At 31.9% G+C, this 22336-nt stretch carries 23 protein-coding genes; 1 reads left to right on the top strand and 22 read right to left on the bottom strand.

Translation table 11 applies throughout. The annotated features are described in order from the left end of the window. Positions 1-39: 39 nt before the first annotated feature. The 13 genes from AC2D6V_RS12420 to AC2D6V_RS12360 all read right to left on the bottom strand — a co-directional run bounded on the left by AC2D6V_RS12420 (position 40) and on the right by AC2D6V_RS12360 (position 15781). Positions 40-855: a hypothetical protein gene (locus tag AC2D6V_RS12420; protein ID WP_484648521.1), complete on the bottom strand. Its 816-nt coding sequence runs from the start codon at positions 853-855 to the stop codon at positions 40-42. Positions 856-993: 138 nt separating this feature from the next. Then, complete coding sequence (locus AC2D6V_RS12415) at positions 994-1287, bottom strand: hypothetical protein (protein ID WP_484648520.1); 294 nt, start codon at positions 1285-1287, stop codon at positions 994-996. A 105-nt stretch (positions 1288-1392) separates the two neighbouring features. Beyond that, positions 1393-2118 carry a hypothetical protein gene (locus AC2D6V_RS12410; protein ID WP_484648519.1) on the bottom strand — a complete coding sequence of 242 codons (726 nt, stop codon included), beginning with the start codon at positions 2116-2118 and terminating at the stop codon, positions 1393-1395. A gap of 410 nt (positions 2119-2528) precedes the next feature. Then, positions 2529-2744, bottom strand: a complete 216-nt coding sequence (locus AC2D6V_RS12405; RefSeq protein ID WP_484648518.1) for a hypothetical protein — start codon at positions 2742-2744, stop codon at positions 2529-2531. Positions 2745-2877: 133 nt separating this feature from the next. Next, complete coding sequence (locus tag AC2D6V_RS12400) at positions 2878-3360, bottom strand: thermonuclease family protein (protein ID WP_484648517.1); 483 nt, start codon at positions 3358-3360, stop codon at positions 2878-2880. Between the two features lie 33 nt (positions 3361-3393). After that, on the bottom strand, positions 3394-4389 hold the full coding sequence (locus AC2D6V_RS12395; RefSeq protein ID WP_484648516.1) for a PorP/SprF family type IX secretion system membrane protein: 996 nt from the start codon (positions 4387-4389) through the stop codon (positions 3394-3396). A 14-nt stretch (positions 4390-4403) separates the two neighbouring features. After that, positions 4404-11366 carry a PKD domain-containing protein gene (locus tag AC2D6V_RS12390; protein WP_484648515.1) on the bottom strand — a complete coding sequence of 2321 codons (6963 nt, stop codon included), beginning with the start codon at positions 11364-11366 and terminating at the stop codon, positions 4404-4406. Positions 11367-11684: 318 nt separating this feature from the next. Further along, the gene (locus AC2D6V_RS12385; RefSeq protein WP_484648514.1) at positions 11685-11879 is read right to left on the bottom strand and encodes a hypothetical protein; all 195 of its coding nucleotides are present in this window, start codon (positions 11877-11879) and stop codon (positions 11685-11687) included. A 12-nt stretch (positions 11880-11891) separates the two neighbouring features. Next, entirely contained in the window at positions 11892-12317 is a 426-nt protein-coding gene (locus AC2D6V_RS12380; protein WP_484648513.1) for a hypothetical protein, read from the bottom strand. A gap of 6 nt (positions 12318-12323) precedes the next feature. After that, on the bottom strand, positions 12324-12719 hold the full coding sequence (locus tag AC2D6V_RS12375) for a hypothetical protein (protein WP_484648512.1): 396 nt from the start codon (positions 12717-12719) through the stop codon (positions 12324-12326). 91 nt (positions 12720-12810) lie between these two features. After that, entirely contained in the window at positions 12811-13170 is a 360-nt protein-coding gene (locus AC2D6V_RS12370) for a DUF6567 family protein (RefSeq protein WP_484648511.1), read from the bottom strand. A gap of 259 nt (positions 13171-13429) precedes the next feature. Continuing rightward, positions 13430-14095, bottom strand: coding sequence for a response regulator (locus AC2D6V_RS12365; protein WP_484648510.1), 666 nt, complete (start codon positions 14093-14095; stop codon positions 13430-13432). Between the two features lie 3 nt (positions 14096-14098). Next, positions 14099-15781 (bottom strand): tetratricopeptide repeat-containing sensor histidine kinase, encoded by a 1683-nt coding sequence (locus AC2D6V_RS12360; protein WP_484648509.1) that lies wholly within the window; start codon positions 15779-15781, stop codon positions 14099-14101. 564 nt (positions 15782-16345) lie between these two features. Here AC2D6V_RS12360 and AC2D6V_RS12355 point away from each other — a divergent pair. Further along, positions 16346-17035 (top strand): hypothetical protein, encoded by a 690-nt coding sequence (locus tag AC2D6V_RS12355; protein ID WP_484648508.1) that lies wholly within the window; start codon positions 16346-16348, stop codon positions 17033-17035. 13 nt (positions 17036-17048) lie between these two features. Here AC2D6V_RS12355 and AC2D6V_RS12350 read toward each other — a convergent pair whose 3' ends face one another. The 9 genes from AC2D6V_RS12350 to AC2D6V_RS12310 form a co-directional block, all read right to left on the bottom strand. Further along, a complete protein-coding gene (locus AC2D6V_RS12350) occupies positions 17049-17336 on the bottom strand; it encodes a helix-turn-helix domain-containing protein (RefSeq protein ID WP_484648507.1) in 288 nt (95 codons plus the stop codon). Between the two features lie 11 nt (positions 17337-17347). After that, the gene (locus AC2D6V_RS12345; protein ID WP_484648506.1) at positions 17348-17794 is read right to left on the bottom strand and encodes a JAB domain-containing protein; all 447 of its coding nucleotides are present in this window, start codon (positions 17792-17794) and stop codon (positions 17348-17350) included. A gap of 70 nt (positions 17795-17864) precedes the next feature. Further along, positions 17865-18272, bottom strand: coding sequence for a hypothetical protein (locus AC2D6V_RS12340; protein WP_484648505.1), 408 nt, complete (start codon positions 18270-18272; stop codon positions 17865-17867). A 4-nt stretch (positions 18273-18276) separates the two neighbouring features. Next, entirely contained in the window at positions 18277-18570 is a 294-nt protein-coding gene (locus AC2D6V_RS12335) for a hypothetical protein (protein ID WP_484648504.1), read from the bottom strand. 987 nt (positions 18571-19557) lie between these two features. Continuing rightward, positions 19558-19797, bottom strand: coding sequence for a hypothetical protein (locus AC2D6V_RS12330; RefSeq protein WP_484648503.1), 240 nt, complete (start codon positions 19795-19797; stop codon positions 19558-19560). A gap of 278 nt (positions 19798-20075) precedes the next feature. Next, positions 20076-20846 carry an AAA family ATPase gene (locus AC2D6V_RS12325; RefSeq protein ID WP_484648502.1) on the bottom strand — a complete coding sequence of 257 codons (771 nt, stop codon included), beginning with the start codon at positions 20844-20846 and terminating at the stop codon, positions 20076-20078. Further along, on the bottom strand, positions 20839-21111 hold the full coding sequence (locus tag AC2D6V_RS12320; protein ID WP_484648501.1) for a hypothetical protein: 273 nt from the start codon (positions 21109-21111) through the stop codon (positions 20839-20841). Before AC2D6V_RS12320 ends, AC2D6V_RS12325 begins: the two co-directional genes overlap by 8 nt. 2 nt (positions 21112-21113) lie before the next feature. After that, a complete protein-coding gene (locus tag AC2D6V_RS12315; RefSeq protein ID WP_484648500.1) occupies positions 21114-21374 on the bottom strand; it encodes a helix-turn-helix domain-containing protein in 261 nt (86 codons plus the stop codon). An 80-nt stretch (positions 21375-21454) separates the two neighbouring features. Further along, the gene (locus tag AC2D6V_RS12310; RefSeq protein WP_484648499.1) at positions 21455-22333 is read right to left on the bottom strand and encodes a hypothetical protein; all 879 of its coding nucleotides are present in this window, start codon (positions 22331-22333) and stop codon (positions 21455-21457) included. Between the last annotated feature and the right edge of the window lie 3 nt (positions 22334-22336).

The following is a 22336-nucleotide window of genomic DNA, read 5'->3' as shown; positions in this document are numbered from 1 at the left end:
AATATTTATATTTTTTTTAGAGTTAATTAAAGATTACGTTTATAACAATTCAGCTAAAGATTCAGGGTAAGCAATCCATTTTCTTCCTTTAGAACTCTGCCTTAGGATTAGTCCAGATTCTAATCCTTTTTTTCTAATTAAAAAAGGGCCAAGAATTAAATTATTCTGCTTCATTACCATCAAAACTTCATCATAAGATTTATTTTTTAATCTACCTAATGCTGATGCAGAAAGGTATTTTTCTTTTTTCTTTACTCTATCTGCTTTTTCTTGTAAATTAAAGTTTTTGTTCGCAATTGAATTAAAAAAATTTTCAATTTTATGGTTTTCAGAATCAGTTACAGTTTTTAAAGCTTCTATCACAGTAATATCCGCACAAACGCCCAAATCATCTTGTGGTCTTTCGGTTATAGGATTAATGCCAGCGATTAACATTTGAACAATTTCATAAGCTTCATCTATGTCCATTCTAACTATAGATTTATCTGTCGTTTTTATTAAATTAGGTTTTGTTTTAGTTACATTAACTTTAATATCACTGTCTATTGATTTTATATTAGGCATTTTATCTTTAGCATTATTAAAATACCATTCACTAAAAATTTCATCTTTTAAAGGAGCTACTTGTGAGCATTGTGGTATTAGTGTTTTTAACTCACCACATTTTGCAACTTTATTAAGAAATGTTCTAAAATAAACACCATTATGTCTATCGGGTTTATAAATTCCTTTTTTTACTAAATACGGAAATACATCTGTTGACCTTAAATTAGTTTCATTGGTTAATTCAATTTGGTGTTGAATAATTTTACTAATTTTCAGCGCTTTTTTTACTTCTTCTTTTGATAACGTCATTGTGTATATAAGCAATAATTAAATACAGAGATTGGGTTCAACAGCTTTAAGTAAAATTAAGTATAAATTTTGTAAGAGAATCTCAACAAAAATAAAATAATTTTATCTACTTATCATGTGACTATTTGCTATGAATGGTTAGTCAAAATTAGGAGCACAATCTAAATTCTCATTATACGGTTGAATGTATTTCCAAAATGCCTTTCCAGCGCTATCTAAATAATTCATTGAATAATTCATTTTAGTATTTGATCCTACCTGATAAATATATTCATTACAACTATAAGAATATTCTTTTTTGAAACAGACTATCGCAAAATAAAAGGTTTTGTAATCTATCATTACATTATAAAATGTGACTTTAGAAATTGCTGTACTATTATAACTATTATAGGTTGACCCATAACTTTTCGATTTGACAAATTCTATCATTTCGTTGCACGATTGAGCTTCTATTTGATAGACTGAAAAAATCAAAAATAAAATCAAGATTGTTTTTTTCATTGGTTATTTAATTATTACTATGTTTTTAACGAATCATTCTGCATCAAAAAAGTATTCATGTATCTCAATAATATCACCCCTGCCCATTTGAACAAGATCTTGAGTTTCTTTTAAATATATACCTAAGGATCTTTCGTTATAGAGCAATTTCATTTCTGGAGAATAATCGGTTACCACATACATGTCCCCCGATAATTTAAAAAATGGGATTACTAGCTTACTTTTTACTTTAATACCTTTATTAACTACTTTACCTTCTTTGAGTATGCTATTAAGGGACGCTTCATCATTTTCATCTGAGGACACTTTTACATAAGCAACCATCATGTTCATCCATTCTGTTTCATCTATTAAATACCATTTTACCTTATTGAAATCAATACCATATTGATTTATCCAACCATGACTTGTAAAACCGAATAAAACTTGTTTCCTTCCATCTAAAACAGGATCCATAGATGGATTAAACTCTTGTATTTTAAATGTTATTACTGAAGTAGAAGACATGTCCTTTAATTTTTTGCCATTAAAAGCGAGCGTTTTAAGAGAAAAGCTATTCATCTCTGGTTGATTAGATAATACCCATTCGGTTGCAGTTAATTCTGCGCGTTCTTTCATTTGTTCCACTGCTGCAATACCAGCACCAATGGCTAAAAGTCCTCCAGCAACTGCTGCAACTGCTACGCCATCGTTTTGAGCTGTTACTTGCTTAGGAATTAAATATGTGATGACAATAAAAAATAATACTAGTTTTCTCATAATAGATTTTAGTTTGATTAAGCGATAAATATAATTTAGTTAATGAAAGTATTTTATGACAGATGTCATACTTAACTTTTTATTTATTTCAAATCTATAATGTTTTATGAAGAATACATTACGGTAATCCGTAACAAATTAAACATTAAAAATCATCGATATTAGCCTATTAAATTAATGCTGATAACACCTACCGCTAGAACTCTTGGTCATTCGCTTGCACCAATTTCCGGATTTTGTCCTTCCAGTACATTGGGTGGCAGTAGTCTTTTTTTATGTGGAAATTATTTGATTCTTTTGGATATGATTCGTCCTATAATAAGATTTAAGGGAGTACTCTCTTAATAAGTTTATAATTTAATTAGCTATATATTAGCTTTAATTGATTTATATAATATTAGGCTTTATGATTAATGTTGCCAACAAGTTGAATCTCCCTTGTTAGAGACACAATGTTTACATCTATTTCCAGTTGATTTTGCTGTTGCAGTACACTGTCCGTATTTACAACCATAGTTTTCAATACTAATTTCATTTCTAACTAGTTTATTACTTTCTATACTTGAGAAAGAATAGCTAATGCCTAATGCTAAAAAAAGCAAAAAACTAAGAATTATTTTTTTCATAATAGTCTTGATTTAAGTTTAACGCTTACTTCTGTTTTTATTTTTTATACTCCTAGTAAATATAATAAATTCGTATGAATCCTCGTCCTAATATGTAACCGAAAGAAAAATATTAATATTGTAAAAACTTTCATTATTTTTTATTTTTCTTCTTATTTGATCGCCATTCCCATGGTGGAAGAGCATTAGGATCCTGCCAAAGGCCAATTTTTTCAAACCTTGCTTTATCTTCTATACTTTGCAAAACTGAATCTTTAGAGTACTTAACATAATGCCAAGCGAAACCATTCCTTACCAGTTCATGATTCAAAGTTAAAGAATCATTATAAAATACAATACCAATTAAGCGACCATATCTATCTTTTTTTAAAACCTCAACCTTAATTATTTTTCCAAAAATAGCATCAGATGTGAATTGTTTTGCTTTAGCCGAAAATGGCTGTTTTCTTTCTGGACAATCAATATTAGCAATCCGTACTCTATGAAGTGTTGAATCCTGGTCTATTAGCTTGAAGGTGTCACCGTCTGTTATGGCGGTTACCTTACCTAAAAGAGTTTGGCTATTAATCGGAACAGAAAAAAGAATAATAATTAGTAAATAATATATTTTTGACATTTGGTTCAAATATAAAAAGTTTGGCATCTCCGTCTATTTTCTTCGTTCGTTATTAGCGGGATTTCTACAGATTAAACAAGCTGACAAATAAGTAATTGAAAGCTCGTAAACGCCATCTGTTCGGCCTATACCTGATGTATTCATATCATATGAAAACCCAAAACGCAATTGTTCAAATTCTAGCCCCACAAAGGCATTGACGGATGTAAGTAAATGACTGTTTGAGTTATTTTTTGAAGGATTTGTTACTGCTAATGCCCCAAGCAGTAATTGTTCAAGTTTTATAGTAGCACCTAAATCTAACCTATTAAATTCACCTTGCTGCATATAATTAGCTGATATAAACATATCGTTATAATCAAAATACGGGAATTTATAATTTGCATGCAAAGAGTAAAAAATATCAAGCGGAACATTACCATTTTCCACAAAAGAAATATTAGGTCTATTTAAATGTTTAATAGAAGCTCCTAGCCATAAATCGGTATCATTACGAGTATTTTTTTTGTCAAAAACAAAACCAGCTGTAAAATCTAAAAAACCAATATTTCTATTTGCATTTTGAGCAAATACATCAGTTGAGTTTGAGTTTATAGTTCCAGAATTAATGTTTATTTGATCCCCTAAAACCAAGCCTCTAAAATTAAAGGATTTCATTCCAAAACCAACTTCTATGGCTGGCCTGAAATACCAATCATTCGCTAATTTCACGTGGTAAGCAAAGTTCACATTACCTTGTAAATGATTATAGTTGGTGTTGTTTTCATGTTGATTTAAAATACTAAAACCAACCCCACCAACATTCTCAACCCAAGTATTAAAAAATGCATATTCAGTATCTACTCTCAAATCAAGACTAGGCCATTGTGTTCGGTGCATTAATCCGAAATAAGAAGAATCTTCAAAACCAGAAAACCCAGGATTTAAAGTCTCGGGTACAAGAAAATATTGTGTAAATACTGGGTCTTGAGCATAAACCCTTAAATAAAGGCAACTTATAATGATTATGGCAGATATTTTATATTTCATTCTATAAATTACTTTTATTTTATAAAGACAAAGGCACCATTTCTAGTAAGGGTTTTTCCATAAAAAGTTTTTGCGGTTAATGTGAAATAATAATTCCCATTTTCTGCGTATTTAGCGTTTATTTTGCCGTCCCATCCCTGCAAATCTTCACCTTCTTCAGAATAAATCAAGCTGCCCCAGGTGTCATATACGTTAAAAACCATTTCACTCAAAGCAATAGATTTTGGAGAAAAATAATCATTGAGACCGTCTTCATTTGGAGTGAAAGCATTAGGCGTCATTAATCTATATCCTTTTTCGATAACAAGTGTAATTACCTGTATATAGGTACAGCCAAACGGATAGTTTACGGTTTGGGTAATTACAAAAGTACCTTCTGATAAATAAGTATGTTCAGGATTTTCTTCATTTGAGAAATTACCATCTCCAAAATCCCAAAATACTGTTTCAAAATCTCCAGTTGCAGTGTTTAGAAACTGAATAGGATCTTGTATTGAGTAGTAACCATAAGTGGAATAAGCAAAAGAATTGACTTCAAAACCTGCATCTCCTAAAACAGGAATGTTTACATTATACGAATAACTAATTGAGCATCCAATACTGTCAATGACATCAATAATAACCAATCCGTTTTGAGTTGTACTCATTATTTCGTTATTACCTCCACTAACCATGCCGCTTGACCAAGAGATTTGATATGGTGGAACACCTCCATTTACTTGAGCAACAAACGATTGATCTACCTGTTTAGTATCACAATCAAAATTAGTTATGGTTTCAACATCAATAGTTAGAGGATCAAATCTATTAATGTCCCAATTCCCTGAAATCTGGCATCCATTAGCATCTGTTACAGTTACAGAATAGTTGCCGGGAGGAATTTGGTTTAAGTCTTCAACAGTACTTCCGTTAGACCAGTTATAGGATAAGGGTAAAGTCCCACCTGTGACTATCAAATTGATAGAACCAGTATTAGCTTCATCACAATCTAATGCATCCACTGTATTAGCACTTAGTTGTAATGGATTTGGTTCAGAAATCACGAAGGTTTCTGTTATTTCACATGGGGTACTATCAATTATGGTCACAGTATAAGTTCCTGGGGAAAGATTATTTCTTTCAACACCGGCGCTTGAGCCATCATTCCAAGACAAAATAAGCGGTTGTAAGCCACCTTCAAGGTTTAAAACGATACTACCGTCGTTTTCACCAAAACACGATATTTGACTTACAATAGGATTTATTCTAAAAATAGGTGCTTCATCAATAGTGATAGTAAATGATTTGAAACAATTAGTAGCATCTGTAATAGTCACAACATAGTCGCCGGCAGATAAATTGTTCTGACTCATTCCAGAACCTAAATTACTCCAAGAAATATTATACGGGGGATTTCCGCCAGAAATCGTATTAATAAGTATTGATGCATTATTATCACCATAACATGTAATATCTGTAGTTGTAAAATCTATATTTATTTCATTAGGCTGGTTTAAAATAACCTCAAGTGTATCAATACATCCTGACTTGTCGGTAACAGTAAGGTTGTAAGTTCCTGCTATTAAACCATTTAAATTTTGACTATTACTTGCAAATCCGTTTGGACCTATCCATGAATAATTATAATCGAATACATTTGAGGTTATTTCAATCAGTCTCCCACCTTTCACATCAACGGTGATTTCACCAGTAGCATCCCCATAACAAATGATGTCAACTTGATTTATTAAAGAGGCATCTAATAATTCAGGTTCCACTATGCTAAAGGACTGTATTATAGGGCCGCAGTTATTGTTATCTATAACTGCTATTTCATAATTCCCTGGCCCTAAATCTATAAGATCTTCTGTATTGGAGTATGGCAATCCATCTTTTGTCCATGAATATTGATAAGGTAGAGTACCTCCTGCTATATTTACACCAATGGTTCCATTATTATCTCCAAAGCAGGTAATAGTGTCAGGATCAAAATTTATGTTACTAAACACAAGTTCATTAGGCTCAGTAATGGTATATGTTTCATTAAATGGACAGCCACCAGCATCATCTATTGTCAACGTATAATCACCTGGCTCTAAATTTGATATATTTTGATTATTACTAGTATAACTATTTGGACCAACCCATGAAATTAAATAAGGACTCCCTGTTGAAAAAGGAACACCTCCGGCAATACTAATCTCTAAAGATCCATTATTGGCTAAATAACACAAACTATTAGTAAGTACCGGTGTAACACTTATCGAAGGATTAATGGTAACGGTAATTGTGAAGTCTGTGCCAGCACAAACCCCTGAAATCGGTGTCACTGTATATATTACCGTAGAAGGTTGAGTTGTTGTATTTATTAAATTTTGGCTTATAGAATTTTGAGGTAATAACTGTTCTGTTGCACCAGTTATAGAACCAATAGGATTAACTATTGGTGTATTCCAAGTATAAGTTGTATTTGGTGGAACAATATCACCATTACTATTATCTGGTGTCACAATAAATACATTATCACTACAAATCAAGTCATTGTAGTCGCTAATTACAGGTACTTGATTAATGGTTATTTCCGAAGGATCAGAAATAATTTCAGAGCAGCCACCTGTCGAAAAAGAGATGACACAATAATAAAATGTCGTCCCAACGACTCCTACAGGAGGGGCATAATTTTGTGTGTTAGCTCCAACGATAATAGTTGCTGAAAAGAAATCATCAATATTGTTTTCATACCATTGATAAGAAGCTATGCCCGTTCCATTTATGTAAGATACCTGTAATGGTAAAGTTGATTCACCAAAGCATAAAGTATCAGAAGTTGGTTGTTCAGAAAATATAGGTGCTGGTGTAATTACAACTGCTGCTGTATCACTAACAGTATTACATCCTGACACGTCTTGTGTTATTACGCAATAATAATAGAATGTACCAATAACACTTGTTTGAGGAGTGAATGTACTCGTTGTAGCTCCTGTAATAATGGTTCCCCCTGTATTTGAATTTGTAGTATTACTATACCATTGGTAAGATACATTACCCAACCCTCCAGAGACAGTGACCTCTAAATCTTGCACAGGAGCATTCTGACATAGTTCTTGTGAAACTATTGGTTGACTATCTATAACAGGATCATCCACAACTATTATTTCAGAAACATCACTAATAATATCGCCACAACCATTTCCAGCCACAGTGATAACGACATAGTAGTAATAAGTCCCAATTGAATTAAAAACTGGTGGTGTATATGAACTATTAGTTGCTCCTGAAATTAGTGTACCTCCGGTATTAGAGCTTGTTGTGTTTGAATACCATTGGTATGTTATTGTACCTGTCCCACCTGCACTAGTAACTGCCAATACTTCAGATGAACCTTCTAAACAAATACTCTGAGTAGCTATAGGCTGAGTATCTATTTGTGGACCTGAAACAACTTCAATCCTTGCTGTATTTGAAATAATCTCATTACAACCTCCAGAGGTGAAAGTAATAACTAAATAATAGTAGAAGATATCAACTGAATCTGTAGGAGGTGCAAAGGTATCTGTTGTTGCGCCTGATATTAAGATCCCTCCTGTATTGGAGTTTATAGTATTAGAATACCACTGATAATTAGGTGTCCCTGTACCATTTGTATAAGTAACAACTAAATCATTTGTAGTTCCACTTAAACACACACTATCGCTTAAAGGTTGATCGACAATGGTTGGAGCTGGTAAAACAATCACTTCTCCAGTATCACTAACAGTATCACATCCTGAGACATCTTGTGTTATTACACAATAATAGTATATCGTCCCAATGGCATTGGTTGGTGGTGTAAAGGTGCTATTAGTCGCTCCTGATATTAGAGTGCCTCCTGTAGTTGTGTCTGTAGTGTTTGAATACCATTGATAAGAAATATTTCCCAGTCCTCCAGTTATAGTTACTTCTAAATCCATAGGAGCTGCATTCTGACATAATTCTTGGGAAACTATTGGCTGGCTTGTTATCACTGGGTCATCTACAACTATTATTTCAGCAACTTCACTAGTAGTATCACCACAACCACTTCCTGCAACTGAGATATCAACATAGTAATAATACATTCCTGCTAAGTTGAAAACTGGCGGTGTATAAGTACTTGTAGTTGCTCCGGCAATTAGGGTGCCTCCAGTATTTGAGCCAGTAGTGTTTAAATACCATTGATAGGTAACCGTACCTGCGCCACCAGAAGTGGTAACAACAAGCGTTTGTGAAACACCGTCTATACAGATACTTTGTGGGGTGATAGGTTGGGAATCTATTTGTATTCCATTTACAACTTCAATTGCCGCAGTATTAGAAATAATCTCATTACACCCTCCTGACGAAAATGTAATAATTAAATAATAGTAGTTTACGCCAATATTATCTGTGGGAGGAGAAAATGTATCAGAGTTAGCTCCTGCTATTTGAGTCCCTCCTGTGTTAGAATTTGTTGTGTTTAAATACCACTGATAATCAGGTGTTCCCGCACCTTGCCAGGTTACCATTAAATCTGGCGTAGTGCCATTAAGACAAACAGTATCTGATATCGGTTGGCTAATAATTTCAGGGGAAGGGTTTATGATGATATCAAAGTTTACAGGATTTCCTTCACAACCATTGGCAGAAGGAATTACAGTATATGTTAGAGTACTTGCCGTATTGTTTGAATTAAAAATAATTTGAGCTGGTATCACATCTGTATTACCAGAAGTAGTATAACCAGTAACACCTGCAGGAGCCGTCCCAGACCATGAATAAGTTGTACCTGCAATATCTGAAGTTAGGTTTATTGCAGCGGAAGAAGTTCCTGAACAAATAGTTTGTGATAAATCAGTATTTGTAATTGTTGGCAATGGGTTTATAGTGAAGTCTTCGGTTTCGGTTGTTGTACCACAAGAGTTTGTAACACTAAACGTAATCTGATAATTACCGGCAGCGGTATAATTGATAGTGCCAGGGTTTAATTGATTTGAAGTAGCAGGATTGCCTCCTGGAAAACTCCAAGTATATGTAACGGTTTCAGATGCCGGTGCACAATTATTTACAGTAGCTAGTGGGCTTATGGTCACTGGCCCACAAGAATCGTCTATCGGACTTATTATGGCTGTAGGAGGTTGCTTAACCGTAATTGATTGAGGAGTACTTGTAAAGGTGCCACATGAATTAGTTGCCGATAATGTTAAAGTATAAGTTCCTGCTTCTATAAAATTAAAAGATGGATTTTTAGAATTTTGATCTGTACCATTGGTAAATGTATAATTTCCAGTTCCTGTGCCACAATAAGCAGGAGCATAGGCTATTGTCCATAAATATTCTGGGGTATCGCAACTCTCAGATTCATTGGTTGTATTGGTTGTGCTTAGATTAAGTGGAGTACATCCATCATTGTTATCAATGCTAAAATTCGGCACCAAAGGAGGCTCTATACAAATCTCTTTTTCAAAAAAAGTTGGATCACAAATTTGATTATCAGCTGTTAATATTACATTATAAGTACCTGGAGTAGAATAAGTATGATTTACATTTTGATTCGTGGATAGAGTAAGTATTGGAGAGCCATCACCAAAGTCCCAAGTATATGTTCCATTAGGGGTGCAATTAAAACCAAAACCACCTTCACTGTTATTGACAAAGAGCACCGAAGTATTTACACAATCTATATCAGGTGCTTCAAAACTTGCTTCTGGACTTTTTATTATAATGATATTTGATACGGTACCTTCAGTAAATGAACAAGCATTGGATATTGTAATCCTAACAGTAAATTGATTTGGACAACTTGACTCAGTATAGGAATGCGGTATGGGAAAGTTTAAAGATGCAACTGGATCTGCGGCATTATAATATACAGAATTAATGAGCTGGATTTGAGTGTATGAAGCACTATTACCATCACCATAATCAATGGCATACGTAGTATCTGATGTATTCCTACCCCAGCCAGTTATTGAAAATTGTAATTCACTTGTAGGTGTACACAAGTTTTGAGTATCTCCAGGACTGGATATTCCTCCGGAAGGATTAGTAGCGTTTTTAACAATATACGTTACTGAATTACTACACCCATTATCTCCAATGCCGGTAATAACCATATCATAGGTGCCATAATTTAAATAGTTATGTGATAAAGGAAAAGAGACATTATTCTGAGTATTACCATCACCCCAATTAATATTATAAATATTAATGCAAGTAGAAGTAGAATTATTACCAACCTCAACTAAAAACTCTGGATCTGGATTGGTGTTTCCACAATTATTAAATTGACCAGCTGGGCCAGGATTTAAATCATAAAATTGAATATTGGGTTTCTGTTTTACAGTAATCACTTTTGAGACCGAATCTGAACAGCCAAAATCATCTGTGACTGTTAAAGTCACATTAAAATTCTGAGTTCCACAGCCTAAAGATGTAAAAGTATTTGAAGGGTTAGAACCTGATGAGCTATTTCCATCTCCAAAATCCCAGGAATAACTAAATGGGCCATCGCCTATTATATTAGGAGTAAAGAGTATAGATGTTCCAGAGCATGAATTATCATTAAAAGAAAAATCTGCTACAGGTTCTCTTACAGTTATTGTTACAGATTCGTTTGATATTGATTCTGTTAATCCGTCACTATCTGTGACTGAATCTAAAATAAACTCATATATACCTAAACCTGATGGTGTATATTGAATGGTCCTAGAAGATTGATTACCATTAGTAGATACTACTGTTTGCGTGGCTCCATTTATTGTGTAATTAAATTCGTAGGGAGGATTTCCACCACTTCCGGTAAAGGTTATATCAACTTCAGATCCGAGACAAATATTTGCAGGTGTAACTTCAATAGTAGCACTTGGTACTAAATTAACACTAACAGATTCTGTTTTAATAATATGAAAATCTGATTCTAATATAAATCCATTGAAAATGAAATTATTGGACAGAATTAAAAGACCAAAAAAAAGTGTAAAGGTGAACGGCTGTTTATACATTAAAAAAATGGTCTAAAAAAAATCCATGCTTTAAATAATACAATTATAAGGGTTTTTCTACAAAAATTTAACAAAACAGGCATATTATACATTAAAAACATATAATTCAATTATAATAAAATTGATTTATAAAGACACAATACTAAAAATAATCAAAAAAAGATTGTTACGTAACACCTTTTTTCTACGATGGAAGTTAATACTAGTTTGGTTTTTAATATCATTGCTTAATGTTTAATTATGTCTATAATCCTCATAAACTAATCATCTTTGATGTCCTAAAAGTAATTATAGCAACAATTAAAATATTGCTTGGTATTAGTTATTTTCCCAATCGGTCACTGGTTTCATAAACTGAATCCAAATCATGGCTAGTATTGGAGAGACAAATCCAAAAAAGCCCCAACCACCTGTACTTCTATTTAATGTTTTTGCTTTATTAACACAAACCAAGACCCCTATAATTCTTAATACAAGGCCTAAAACAAAAAATACTCCTGCGTTATCATCCATCTTTTATTCTTTTTAAAAATTAATATTTAATTCTATAATTGCTCTTTCTCTTAATTCTGAAAGTTTGTTGTAGTTCCTTTTATGCTTTGATATTTCCTTAAATATTTCTGCTGCTGGTTTTTGATATTCAGTATTTATGAATTTATCTGGATGGCAATGTTTGCTTAAATTCTTATATAAATCCCGTGCTCCATTAATACTATTCATAACATTTTCCATGTCGATTGTTGATTTTTGAGAATGTTTTAATTTACTCTTTGATATATCGCGAAATGGTAATTTTTTATCCCTTTTTTTTAATTTTATTATTAATATTATTAATAAAATACATTCTAACGATGCAATCCAAAACCAAATTGGACTTTGAAACATGGCATAAGAAATTAAACCCTCATTTAGGGAGTCTTGAGTAGCAGATTGTATTATTAGGTATTCCATAATTTTCTATTCTATAAACCCACCAATGTTAGCATAATCTTTTAATGCCCATTTCAATCCTTGGAAACCATGATTTGAATGAACTTCTAAGGTGTCCCAACCCAGTGCTATTAATTTTCTTGTTAACTCTTCATTATCTAAAACTACACGTCCAATTTCTATTAATTCAGTTTTATTTAGAGGCTTGCCTGATAAAGCTTTTATTCTAAATCCACCTCCCATCCATTTTGAAAAAGCATGGCGATATAAGCTTTCCCCTTTTGTTATTTTTACTTCAAGTAGTGTAGGTGCTATACCACCAATAAACGAATGCTTTGCTGCTCTGTTAAAGTTTTTAACCAAACGATAGCGCTCAGCCAATTCACCAAACCAATCGGTTATTTCTATTATTTTGTGCCACATTAATTATTAGTTTATAACGCCAAACATAAACTCATTAAACAAAAAAACCTTACGGATTTCCGTAAGGCTTCTCTTAAGATATCAAAATATACTAATTGGTAAACTCAACAATTTGAGCAGAAACAATCACTTTATATTTACTTACAAATGGGAAACCAGATTTTTTAATTTCCACAGTTTCATTTATAATAGTTCTAGAACTACCCTCCATACCAGCAGATGCTAACATTTGAGCTTTGGCCTCAGCAATTAATCCATCTTTAGATAGACCTCCAATTCCAAAAACATATTTGGCTTCTGCTTCACCTTTAACCATTTTAACAATTTTAAAATTATTTTGGGTTAAAACGACTTCAGTGGTGTGTTGGTTAAAATTTCTAGTTAATCCATGATGTGATGCGCAACTCGATAGTGCGATGGATGCGATTGCAATTAAGGCTAATTTCTTCATTGATATATTTCTTTAATTTTTATTTACCTACTCCTTGATTAAGGTCGATTTTCGGTTTGTTCAGACCATTTGATAGGCGAAAATAAAACCTGATAAAACCATTACCTTACGGGAACCCATATGCGTCGAAAAAAAAAGCGCATCTTTTTAAAAAAAGACACGCAATTTTCATTCTCTCCAAGAACTAATTAATAGCATTACAATAGTAAGATAAGTACTATTAATTTCCTTACGGAATACCGTAAAGCGTAAAATAAATTTAAATAAGTCCTAGATCTTTTACTATGGCAACCAAATGAATGGCATTATTGGCTTTAAACTGTATGCGAAGTTTGTTTAGTCGTTTTTCTATGGAGCTTAAACTACAAGGAGAAATATTATTAGATTTGAAATAAGCACTAATCTCATCCTGGGATAATCCAAATGATAATTGCTTTAAAAGACTAATATCATAGTCTTCAATTTCCAGATCATTTTTTGGACTCAAGGCATTTTTCACTTCCGTTGACAAGTAAATATCATTATTTAAAATCGCTTGAATAGCTTTAGTTAATTCTATTAGTCCTCTCCTACTTTTGCATACGTATGCATTAACTTGATGTTCTGTTATAAGCGTTCTTACTTTTTGCAATCGATCTTCAACTGAATATACAATGGCTTTTAGTTCTGGGTACTCTTTTTTTACAGTCTCTAAAAGAATGTCTCCTGAAGGAAAGCGTTGTTCTCTATGATCTGTTTTAAACGATAAATCGGTAATCAATAATTCATAAGGAGCTTCATCTAAGATGGCTTTTTTAATTTTAAGATATGCATCATCACAGTATTGCACCTGATCTATTTGTTCTACTCCCAAATCACAAAGTGTATTATATATACCTCTGTTAATGTCGTCCATATCTTCGGAAACCAATACTTTTTTAAACATATCCTAAATTGTGATTTTTACTTTAAACCCTTTATTAATCTGAGATTCAAATGTAATAGTTCCATTTAGCGATACAATACGGTTTTCCGCATTCTGCAAACCATTATACTTTTTTAAGTTAGTTCCAACACCATTATCGGTATAGTTTATCCTAAAATTAATACCAGATTTTTGAAATGTAAGGACCACTATACTGGCTTTACTATGTTTTTTCATATTGGTCATTAACTCTTGAATAACCCTATATATAGCAGTCTTTTTTAAATCTGAAATTAAATTCCACTGAATATCATTTAGACCCTTAGTCACTACAGATACCTCATCTGTTTGAAACGCAAGTAATAAATCTTTCAGAGTTATTTTGAAATCTTCCTTAAAATCAATTATTCCACTTTCTTTAGAAATGTCTCTAGTTTTCGCATAAATAAATTCTAAATCATCCAAAACTGTTTCTTCTTTTAGGTTCTTACTTTGAAGCTTTGTCATGACGTGATAAATGTCATTAGCAACCTCATCATGTACTTTTTTTGAGATGCGAGTTTCTGTATTATAAACTTGGATTAATTTTTCCTTCCTATATCTCGACCTAAGAATAAAATATATAGCTCCAGATAGCAAGACTATAAATCCAGCTAAAAACATATATAGAAGTTTTAAACGCTCCTCTTTTTGTTTTGCAAGTTGACTGGTTTTAAATTTTAATTCGCTCTCTTGTGCTTTCCTAATGTTTTCTGACGACTCATATTTTACAGAAGCAAATTTGTTTTCTCCTAATCTTCTTGCTAATGCAAGACTATCCGACAATCTCTTATATTCTATGACTTTAGGGTTATCATCTAAATCAATAATATGAGATAGTGCATCATTTATAAAAGTAGCGCTGTTTATAGATTTAGCTACTTCATAAGCTTTGTTAGCATAATTTAGTGCATTCGGAATATTGTTTAATGTTTGATAATATTTGGCTAAATGTTTATAGCTTGAATACATCCCAATATAATCGCTTATTTCTTCGCGAATAGTTGACGCTTTCATCATATTTGGTAATGCGTCTGGGGCATTTATTTTAGATTGTGCAACACCTAAATTATTTAACGCACGTCCAATCTGTTGTTTATTGTTTAGTGCCAAGCTGGATTTATAAATGCTAGTAAGCGATGTTATTGCCTGATCATATTTTTTCTGATCTAAATAAATATTCGCGATATTATTAATTATCGTAATACTGTCTGAAGTTTTAGTAACAAGTGCCAGTGATTTATTATAAAATCTAAGCGCCTCATTGTAATTATCATATTCACGTTGAATCATTCCAAGATGATTGTATAATCCAATTTTGGATTTTAAAACATTATCATCAGTTTTTAAATTATTCAACAATTCTAGAGCTTCTATTGTGTTAAACTCACTATCATAAAGAAATCCAAGATCTTTTTGAATACTTGCCATAAATCTTAAATCACTAATAACCCCTAAAGTATCACCCTCTAATAAATGACGTTCCTTACGTTTTTCATAGAATTTATAAGCCAAAGTGAGATCAGTACTTTTCTTTGGGTTTACAACAAGATCGTAATAATAATATGAGCTATCCACGTCTTTTTGTGCATGTGATTCTTGATTAAAGAATCCGCTAAAAGAAATTATAAAAAGAAATAAAAAGAGGAATGAATTTTTGATTTTCATTCCTCTAAAATACTAAGTAAATTCTATTTTTAAGTAGCTTCTACTTAATTTCCAGTGGGTGGTGGCAAAATTCCTCCATCATCACCGCAGCATGATCCGTTTACAGTATTGTCAGTAGCCGAAGCCCCATTTTCCACTATTTCTTGAGGTGAACAAGAATATAATGCGAAATTGAGGAAAACCGTAAGCGTGATTAAAATTATTTTTTTCATTTTGATATATTTAAAATTGAACAATAGTGTTGCTGTCCGAGTTTTACTCGGACCTATTAAATGCTAGCAACACGCTAAATGTGAAGACGTCTCTTCGTGCTGGGAAGTGTGGAGAGCGACGGCAAAGAGATATAATTACTTCCCAGATGGTTATATAACTTTACCTTGCTACTCCTTTAAAATTGATTCTTTAGGAAGCCTTAATTGGCCTATTAGTAAATCAATTATGAAGCAAATAAAGGGTGTTAGACTTGGAAAGCTTGGAAAGCAATTGGAAATAACATAGAAAAGAATTTCCTAGTATTTTCCTTTGAAATTTGTAGTTTTATAAAGTGAACTAAATAGATATTTGATGTATAAGAAAGTGCTAATAAAAGCTTTTGAGAAGGCTAAGGAAGATATCCCTGGAAAAAGTAATAAGACCAACAGGTCTGAACATATATCAAATGTATTATTAGAAGATTTTAAGTATCAAGTAAGTGGGAAAACTTTAAGAAACCACTTTGATAAATCAGTTAATTCTAACGCGGAAACAGATATTTCAATTAATTCTGACTACGTTCATAATTTATGCTTGTATTTGGGTTTTAAGAATTATCAAGAATTCCTGGAGGCTTATCCCGATGCACCTACACAAGCTAATAATCATTGGTTATTGACAATTATCAAAAAAAACAAGGCAGCTCTAATAATAAGTATAGTAGCTATAACCATTGTAATATCCATTACAACATTTAACACACAACGATGGATGATATGGGATGATACACACTATGTTGAAGTTGACTTTGATGCTGAAAAATATTCATTATCACAACTAAAAATATATGATCAAGATCGTATTGATGATTTCCGAAGAGTTATTCCAGATTGTAAGACTGCATTTTATAATGCGGATGATACTGTAAATTTGTGGTACGGAAAAAACACTTTAGGTGAATTAGAATATTTTACTACTCTTGCCAAACATCCCGAAACAGGCAAAGCCCTTAAAGAAATTACTGAATACATGATTCGTAAATATATTTGTGAATCACACTAGTCCTTTCTGATAATCACATTCTGTACTTTAAAGATTTCACTTCTTTTAAAGCATCATCCAAATCAACCTTTTTAATAATATAGGTTCTACTAATTTTAGATGCTGGAAGCCATCCTTTTTTAATATAATTATAGACTGTTAATTCTGAACATTGTAAAAGTCCAGCAACTTGCTGAACAGAATAATTCTCCTGTTCGTTTACTCGATTTAAAATGTTTTCTAATTCGATTTTTAATTCTGCAACTATCATATTTTTAAACTCATTTGGGGTGATGTTGTGTAATAAAATTGTTCTTTCCATTTGTCTTTGTGTTAAAATTTACCTTCGTCTTGAAAGCTGTAATATCCATTTTTAGCTGTTATGATTAAATTATCTAGATAGTTTATCTGGTGAAAACTAGCGATCTTCTTTATTTTTTTGTGTAAAGCAACATCCATTGAGCTTGGCTTTAGCTTCGAACTCGGATGGTTGTGGCAGCAGATAAAGCCTGTTGCCGCGCTTTTTAACAATACTCCAAAAAGTATGCGCAAATCTACGGATGTACTGGTGAGACCTCCTTGACTTAGTGTTAGCACCCCTAACACTTGATTGGAATTATTAAGAATCAGCAATTTGAACTGCTCCAAAAATTCTATTGTTCCTTTGTCCCAATGTTCTAATAATACTTCATAGGCTTTTTCGCTATGAGTGATTTTAGTTATTGGGTTTAACTTTTGTGGCATGTAGTTAATCTTGATTTCTGCGATTGAATGTTTCATTTTTTAGAAATTAAAAAAGGGTAACACATTGCTGCATTACCCTTTGAATTAATAATTATTATTAAGTTTTTTATTTTTTTGACCTCAGCCATGGCGCATAGACTAATGTGTAGCCTAACCCTGCTATTGTTAATGATGCCGTAATTGTAATTCCTAATGAAACAGTAGCATATATAGTTCCTATAAAAATTAGAACATCTAACAGCTTATTGCTTTTTACAATGAGGTATCTTATGTACTTGTTACTTTCTGCTATAGCTATTAGTCCAGCTAAAGAGATTATTCCAAAGAATACATAGGTGCTAATAGCTGCTCCTAACGCTATACCGAATAAGACGAATCCTGTAAACACAAAAGCCCCTGCTTTTAATGGCAGAGGCTTTCTATTTGGAATTCTATCTGATAAGAGTTTCCTTTTATTCTTCACAATAGGTATTGGTAACCCTTTTCTCCGTTCTTTTAGTTTATATTGTATCATTGTCTTATTCGTTTATAAGTTGATTTATTAAACCTTTATTATCATCCGATTTAGACGATGGTTTTGAGCGTTTTAAGAACGTTTTAGATGTTTGTTTTAACTTGTACTGCTTAAGCTTCGTTCGTTCTACACGTGCTTTCCTTAGATCTTTGAGGGTTAATTCGTAAACGTCTAGCTTATTCAAAGCTTTAACCTCTCCTTCTAATACTAAATCTGCAGCTGTTTGCAATGTGAAGTGCATGACACTTCCAATGACTCTAACGCCTTTTGCTAATACAATTTTACTGTTGTGTAACATAATATAATGCCTGTTACCAGGTCTTTTTTAGTTAATATTTGTTTGTGATGTTTTTGTTGTAGGAAAGCGCAAATGAATAGGTGACTTATAAGGAGTTATGTGATAGCATAGTGGATTATAAGTTACTTATGAAAGGAAAAGGGTAGCTCTTTTCTTTTTAAAGAAATAAAAAGAAATGTGCTATTGAGCGCAAAGGCTAGCGGCTATTTTATATAATGGCGTTATAGTACAGAAAGTGAATGAATGTATTATAACAGACCGTTATGTAAATATAGCTTTGGCAGATTAATTAAATGTAAATATTCAAACGGACTCTCTTTTTTGATATTCTTATTTGATGGCGGCGTACCCAAAAAACGAAGAACAGGTAGGGCGTATTTTAGTAGTAGCCATCCGTGAGGATTAAATAAAATGATTTTATATTTTTTATATTTTTTTTACTGAATCTTTAATTTATGCTTCACCTGTTTTCTTTGCCTAGAAATCATTGTTTAGACTGATCCCTTTTTTTGATTATCAAGGACATATTAACAACAATGTAAATATAGTTTTGGATTTACAGAATACCTAAATTTAATACAATAACCAAAAAACACGTATTTACATAATGTACACACTTTTTATACCCTATTAGTATTATAAATGTGCACACAATCAGTGTGCTTATAAGACCTTTTATTGTACAAGATTAATGCCTACAACCAGTGTAATCAGTGTAAATAGTAAACCAGTGTAGTACGCTGTGTGTACCATTCGAGTACACACCTGTGCCCTATTATATATAGTTATAATACAAACTTGTAAGCTTGTAAATGTGTGCACAATCAGTGTATATATATATAAACGTGCACACTGTTTACACTTAGTGCACTGATTTCTATATACTTATGGGTGTGAAATAGGGTCTATTCATACCCGCTTTTGGATAGCTCCAATGTGGTATGATCATACCCGCTTTTAGGGTCTAAATGGACTATGTTTTTAGTATTATTTCTTTAGTAAATGGTATGCACCATATCCAATAGAACCATAAACTAGAGCAACACCACAAGAGTATGCTAATGCAGTTTTAAATGCTACGCCTGCACAAGTGTAAGCGATGGTACTACCAGTGATATAAGTTACAGCACAAGTGGATGCAACAGGATTGTTCACAATGGTTTTAGTTACTACTGTTTTTTGAGCGTTGTCAATTAGGGCTTGACGAGCCTCAGCGAATGTCTTCATGATTATATGTTTAGAAGATTAACAAAAGTCAAAATATGAAGGGTAGATATTTAACTACCATTTAATAGATGTATAAATTGCTTCAGATATCGTTTATTTGGTATGCGAAGTGAAGATTTACAAGGTTTTGAAGTTTATTAATATGAATATACCTTTTTGAAATTAAAAGAGAAAATATTAGACTTCGCATATTTATTACACTTCATAAATTCTATTTTAATAATTATACTTAATATAATATATAGCACACCCCCCTAAAGGGGTGTGCATATATATAGTTATATAATTAATTGGGGTAATTCATTAGAATCCACTCTAAATTTAAATGAAGGTGTTTCTTGGTTTCTTGATGCGTATGAAGACACAGTAGTTATATTTTGCTTTGAATCATTATCTACTAATAAAACTGTTTCTGCCTTTTGTAGTATTTGACTACCTAAATGCCCTTTTGGTTCAATCTCTCTTTTGGATGAATGTATAACTACTAAAATGTGAAGATTTTTTAATTTACTCCATTTCATCAATTTTTTAGTAATAAATGAGGATTCCATTTCATCATTATAACTTTCAACTAAATCCGCCATTCCATCAATAACTACTAGTGATATGTTTTCAATAGAATAAATGGCAGACTTTATTGCACTAATTCTGGTATGAATATCATATTCTCTTAATGAATAAATTTTTAAATTTTGAATTATTTGATTATTACCTGTTAGATCATGAATTCTTTTTGAATATTTATATACATGATGATTTGATTGTTCAAGATCAAAATGCAAAATGTTGGTATTATCAATGTAGGAACGAATTAACCCCTGACCAATACTATCTTTAAGGCATATAGATTCCAAAAGACTTAGTAAAAAAGTCTTTCTACATTTTGGTTTACCAACGAGACAAGAAAAATTGCCTCTCGTACCGAAAATTTCATCGTTAATTGTTAGTATTTTAGGAGACATTGGTATTTCTTTAAAAGGGTTGATTAACGAATTCTCTAATACAGTTTGTATCAACGGATCTGGTGGAGGTGGAACGAAATTATTCATAATTTCCAGAGTTAATAAGTTCATTAAATTTGTTTTCAGCCTTTTGTTTAGATATATAGCACCATGCCCATTTCCCAAATGATTTAGACCTAGGATAAGAAACACATGTGAATCGACGATTTACAACCTTTCTAAACACCTCATAATGTTTGGTGCCACCTGTATCGACTTCGTACAAAAAAGCCTGGTTTGCAACTCTTATTTGGCGGAATTGAAACCCTTTAACTTCACCTGTACCTAAGAATTCATTTTTGAGTTGTATCATAGCTAATTAATTTTTTTGAGTTTAGCCATGATTTCACTTTTCTTGTAATAAACCCTGTTACAAATTCCATATGCATTGAGTTCTGAATCACGTGTCCAACGCCATAAAGTTGATTGACTAATTTCAAGTAGCTTACAAACTTGTTTCTTTGTCAATAACTCATCATTATTCGTAAGTGATTCGGAATTAGTAATGGAATTTTTGTGAAGAACCTTCTCGATTCCTGCAAGCCGTGTATATATTTCTTCAAAAGGATTAATCATTACTATCTATGTTGTTTCCAACATCAAAGCAATGAAAATAGATTGACTGAAACTGGATATAACCAGTTTATAAGTGGAGATTAATTATATATTTTATTTTTAAATACTTGGTAGTCTTCTTTTAATTTTTCTATGGCTACATTATTATGTTCTGATTCTAATTTTTTTAGAGCTTGTTTAAAATAAGTTAATTTCCAGCCATTCGCTCTTTCCGATTCAAAGCGTAGTAAATTTTCTTTTCTTCTAAACAAATTAACATGTACATAAAGTTTATTTCCATTCTTTTTCCCTTTAGACTTTGCAAATTCATCACAACTTTTTAAATCAGTAGGTTTATCACTATAAATTAAATAAATAGCGTACGATTTTAAATAATAATTTTCAACACTATAATCTTCATCCTTAATTTTTTCTTCCTTGGCATCTCCTTTATCATAATTGATTTCTTGTTCAATGTATTCTTTTATTTCGAAATTTTTTCTAATCTCATTTAACGACAAATTAAAAGCCATTCTATAAAAAGTATCTTGTAATAAACAGATTTGGTTCTCTTTACTATTATCCAAATATTCTGTATTAGGAATTAGAAAACTCAAATCTTCTAATAATGTAGAATCAGGTTCGAAATGTAATAACATTTCTAACCAAACTTTTTTAAGACTTACCCAGTATCCATAAGGCTTAACAACTAAATTAAATTCTTTAATTGTTGGTTTTTTCAAATTCTTTAACTTTCTAAGCTTTTTTAAATTAATCTTTTTAAACTTTAGAAATTGATCTTTACTTAATTCTATTGTTTTATTTTCAATATATAGTAACACTTCTTGATGATATACTCTCAAATTTTTGGCAAATTCAATATAACATTCCTGATTTAAATCAAACAATTGTATAAATACAATATAATTTACAAATGGATCCTTTGAATCAGGAATGTCTGTATACTTAATTGTTCCCATAAT

It is taken from the genome of Algibacter sp. YIN40, assembly GCF_057219435.1.
The sequence above is the reverse complement of the archived record's forward strand: the minus strand, read 5'-3'. Positions and strand labels throughout refer to the sequence as shown.

Bases quoted from the DNA above. Each gene is read 5' to 3' on its own strand.
- AC2D6V_RS12385 (WP_484648514.1), bottom strand. From the start codon at position 11,879: ATGGATGATAACGCAGGAGTATTTTTTGTTTTAGGCCTTGTATTAAGA.
- AC2D6V_RS12345 (WP_484648506.1), bottom strand. From the start codon at position 17,794: ATGAAACATTCAATCGCAGAAATCAAGATTAACTACATGCCACAAAAG.
- AC2D6V_RS12340 (WP_484648505.1), bottom strand. From the start codon at position 18,272: ATGATACAATATAAACTAAAAGAACGGAGAAAAGGGTTACCAATACCT.
- AC2D6V_RS12400 (WP_484648517.1), bottom strand. From the start codon at position 3,360: ATGTCAAAAATATATTATTTACTAATTATTATTCTTTTTTCTGTTCCG.
- AC2D6V_RS12395 (WP_484648516.1), bottom strand. From the start codon at position 4,389: ATGAAATATAAAATATCTGCCATAATCATTATAAGTTGCCTTTATTTA.
- AC2D6V_RS12380 (WP_484648513.1), bottom strand. From the start codon at position 12,317: ATGGAATACCTAATAATACAATCTGCTACTCAAGACTCCCTAAATGAG.
- AC2D6V_RS12325 (WP_484648502.1), bottom strand. From the start codon at position 20,846: ATGAATAATTTCGTTCCACCTCCACCAGATCCGTTGATACAAACTGTA.
- AC2D6V_RS12360 (WP_484648509.1), bottom strand. From the start codon at position 15,781: ATGAAAATCAAAAATTCATTCCTCTTTTTATTTCTTTTTATAATTTCT.
- AC2D6V_RS12355 (WP_484648508.1), top strand. From the start codon at position 16,346: ATGTATAAGAAAGTGCTAATAAAAGCTTTTGAGAAGGCTAAGGAAGAT.
- AC2D6V_RS12420 (WP_484648521.1), bottom strand. From the start codon at position 855: ATGACGTTATCAAAAGAAGAAGTAAAAAAAGCGCTGAAAATTAGTAAA.
- AC2D6V_RS12365 (WP_484648510.1), bottom strand. From the start codon at position 14,095: ATGTTTAAAAAAGTATTGGTTTCCGAAGATATGGACGACATTAACAGA.
- AC2D6V_RS12320 (WP_484648501.1), bottom strand. From the start codon at position 21,111: ATGATACAACTCAAAAATGAATTCTTAGGTACAGGTGAAGTTAAAGGG.
- AC2D6V_RS12390 (WP_484648515.1), bottom strand. From the start codon at position 11,366: ATGTATAAACAGCCGTTCACCTTTACACTTTTTTTTGGTCTTTTAATT.
- AC2D6V_RS12415 (WP_484648520.1), bottom strand. From the start codon at position 1,287: ATGATAGAATTTGTCAAATCGAAAAGTTATGGGTCAACCTATAATAGT.
- AC2D6V_RS12315 (WP_484648500.1), bottom strand. From the start codon at position 21,374: ATGATTAATCCTTTTGAAGAAATATATACACGGCTTGCAGGAATCGAG.
- AC2D6V_RS12335 (WP_484648504.1), bottom strand. From the start codon at position 18,570: ATGTTACACAACAGTAAAATTGTATTAGCAAAAGGCGTTAGAGTCATT.
- AC2D6V_RS12405 (WP_484648518.1), bottom strand. From the start codon at position 2,744: ATGAAAAAAATAATTCTTAGTTTTTTGCTTTTTTTAGCATTAGGCATT.
- AC2D6V_RS12370 (WP_484648511.1), bottom strand. From the start codon at position 13,170: ATGAAGAAATTAGCCTTAATTGCAATCGCATCCATCGCACTATCGAGT.
- AC2D6V_RS12350 (WP_484648507.1), bottom strand. From the start codon at position 17,336: ATGGAAAGAACAATTTTATTACACAACATCACCCCAAATGAGTTTAAA.
- AC2D6V_RS12310 (WP_484648499.1), bottom strand. From the start codon at position 22,333: ATGGGAACAATTAAGTATACAGACATTCCTGATTCAAAGGATCCATTT.
- AC2D6V_RS12375 (WP_484648512.1), bottom strand. From the start codon at position 12,719: ATGTGGCACAAAATAATAGAAATAACCGATTGGTTTGGTGAATTGGCT.
- AC2D6V_RS12410 (WP_484648519.1), bottom strand. From the start codon at position 2,118: ATGAGAAAACTAGTATTATTTTTTATTGTCATCACATATTTAATTCCT.
- AC2D6V_RS12330 (WP_484648503.1), bottom strand. From the start codon at position 19,797: ATGAAGACATTCGCTGAGGCTCGTCAAGCCCTAATTGACAACGCTCAA.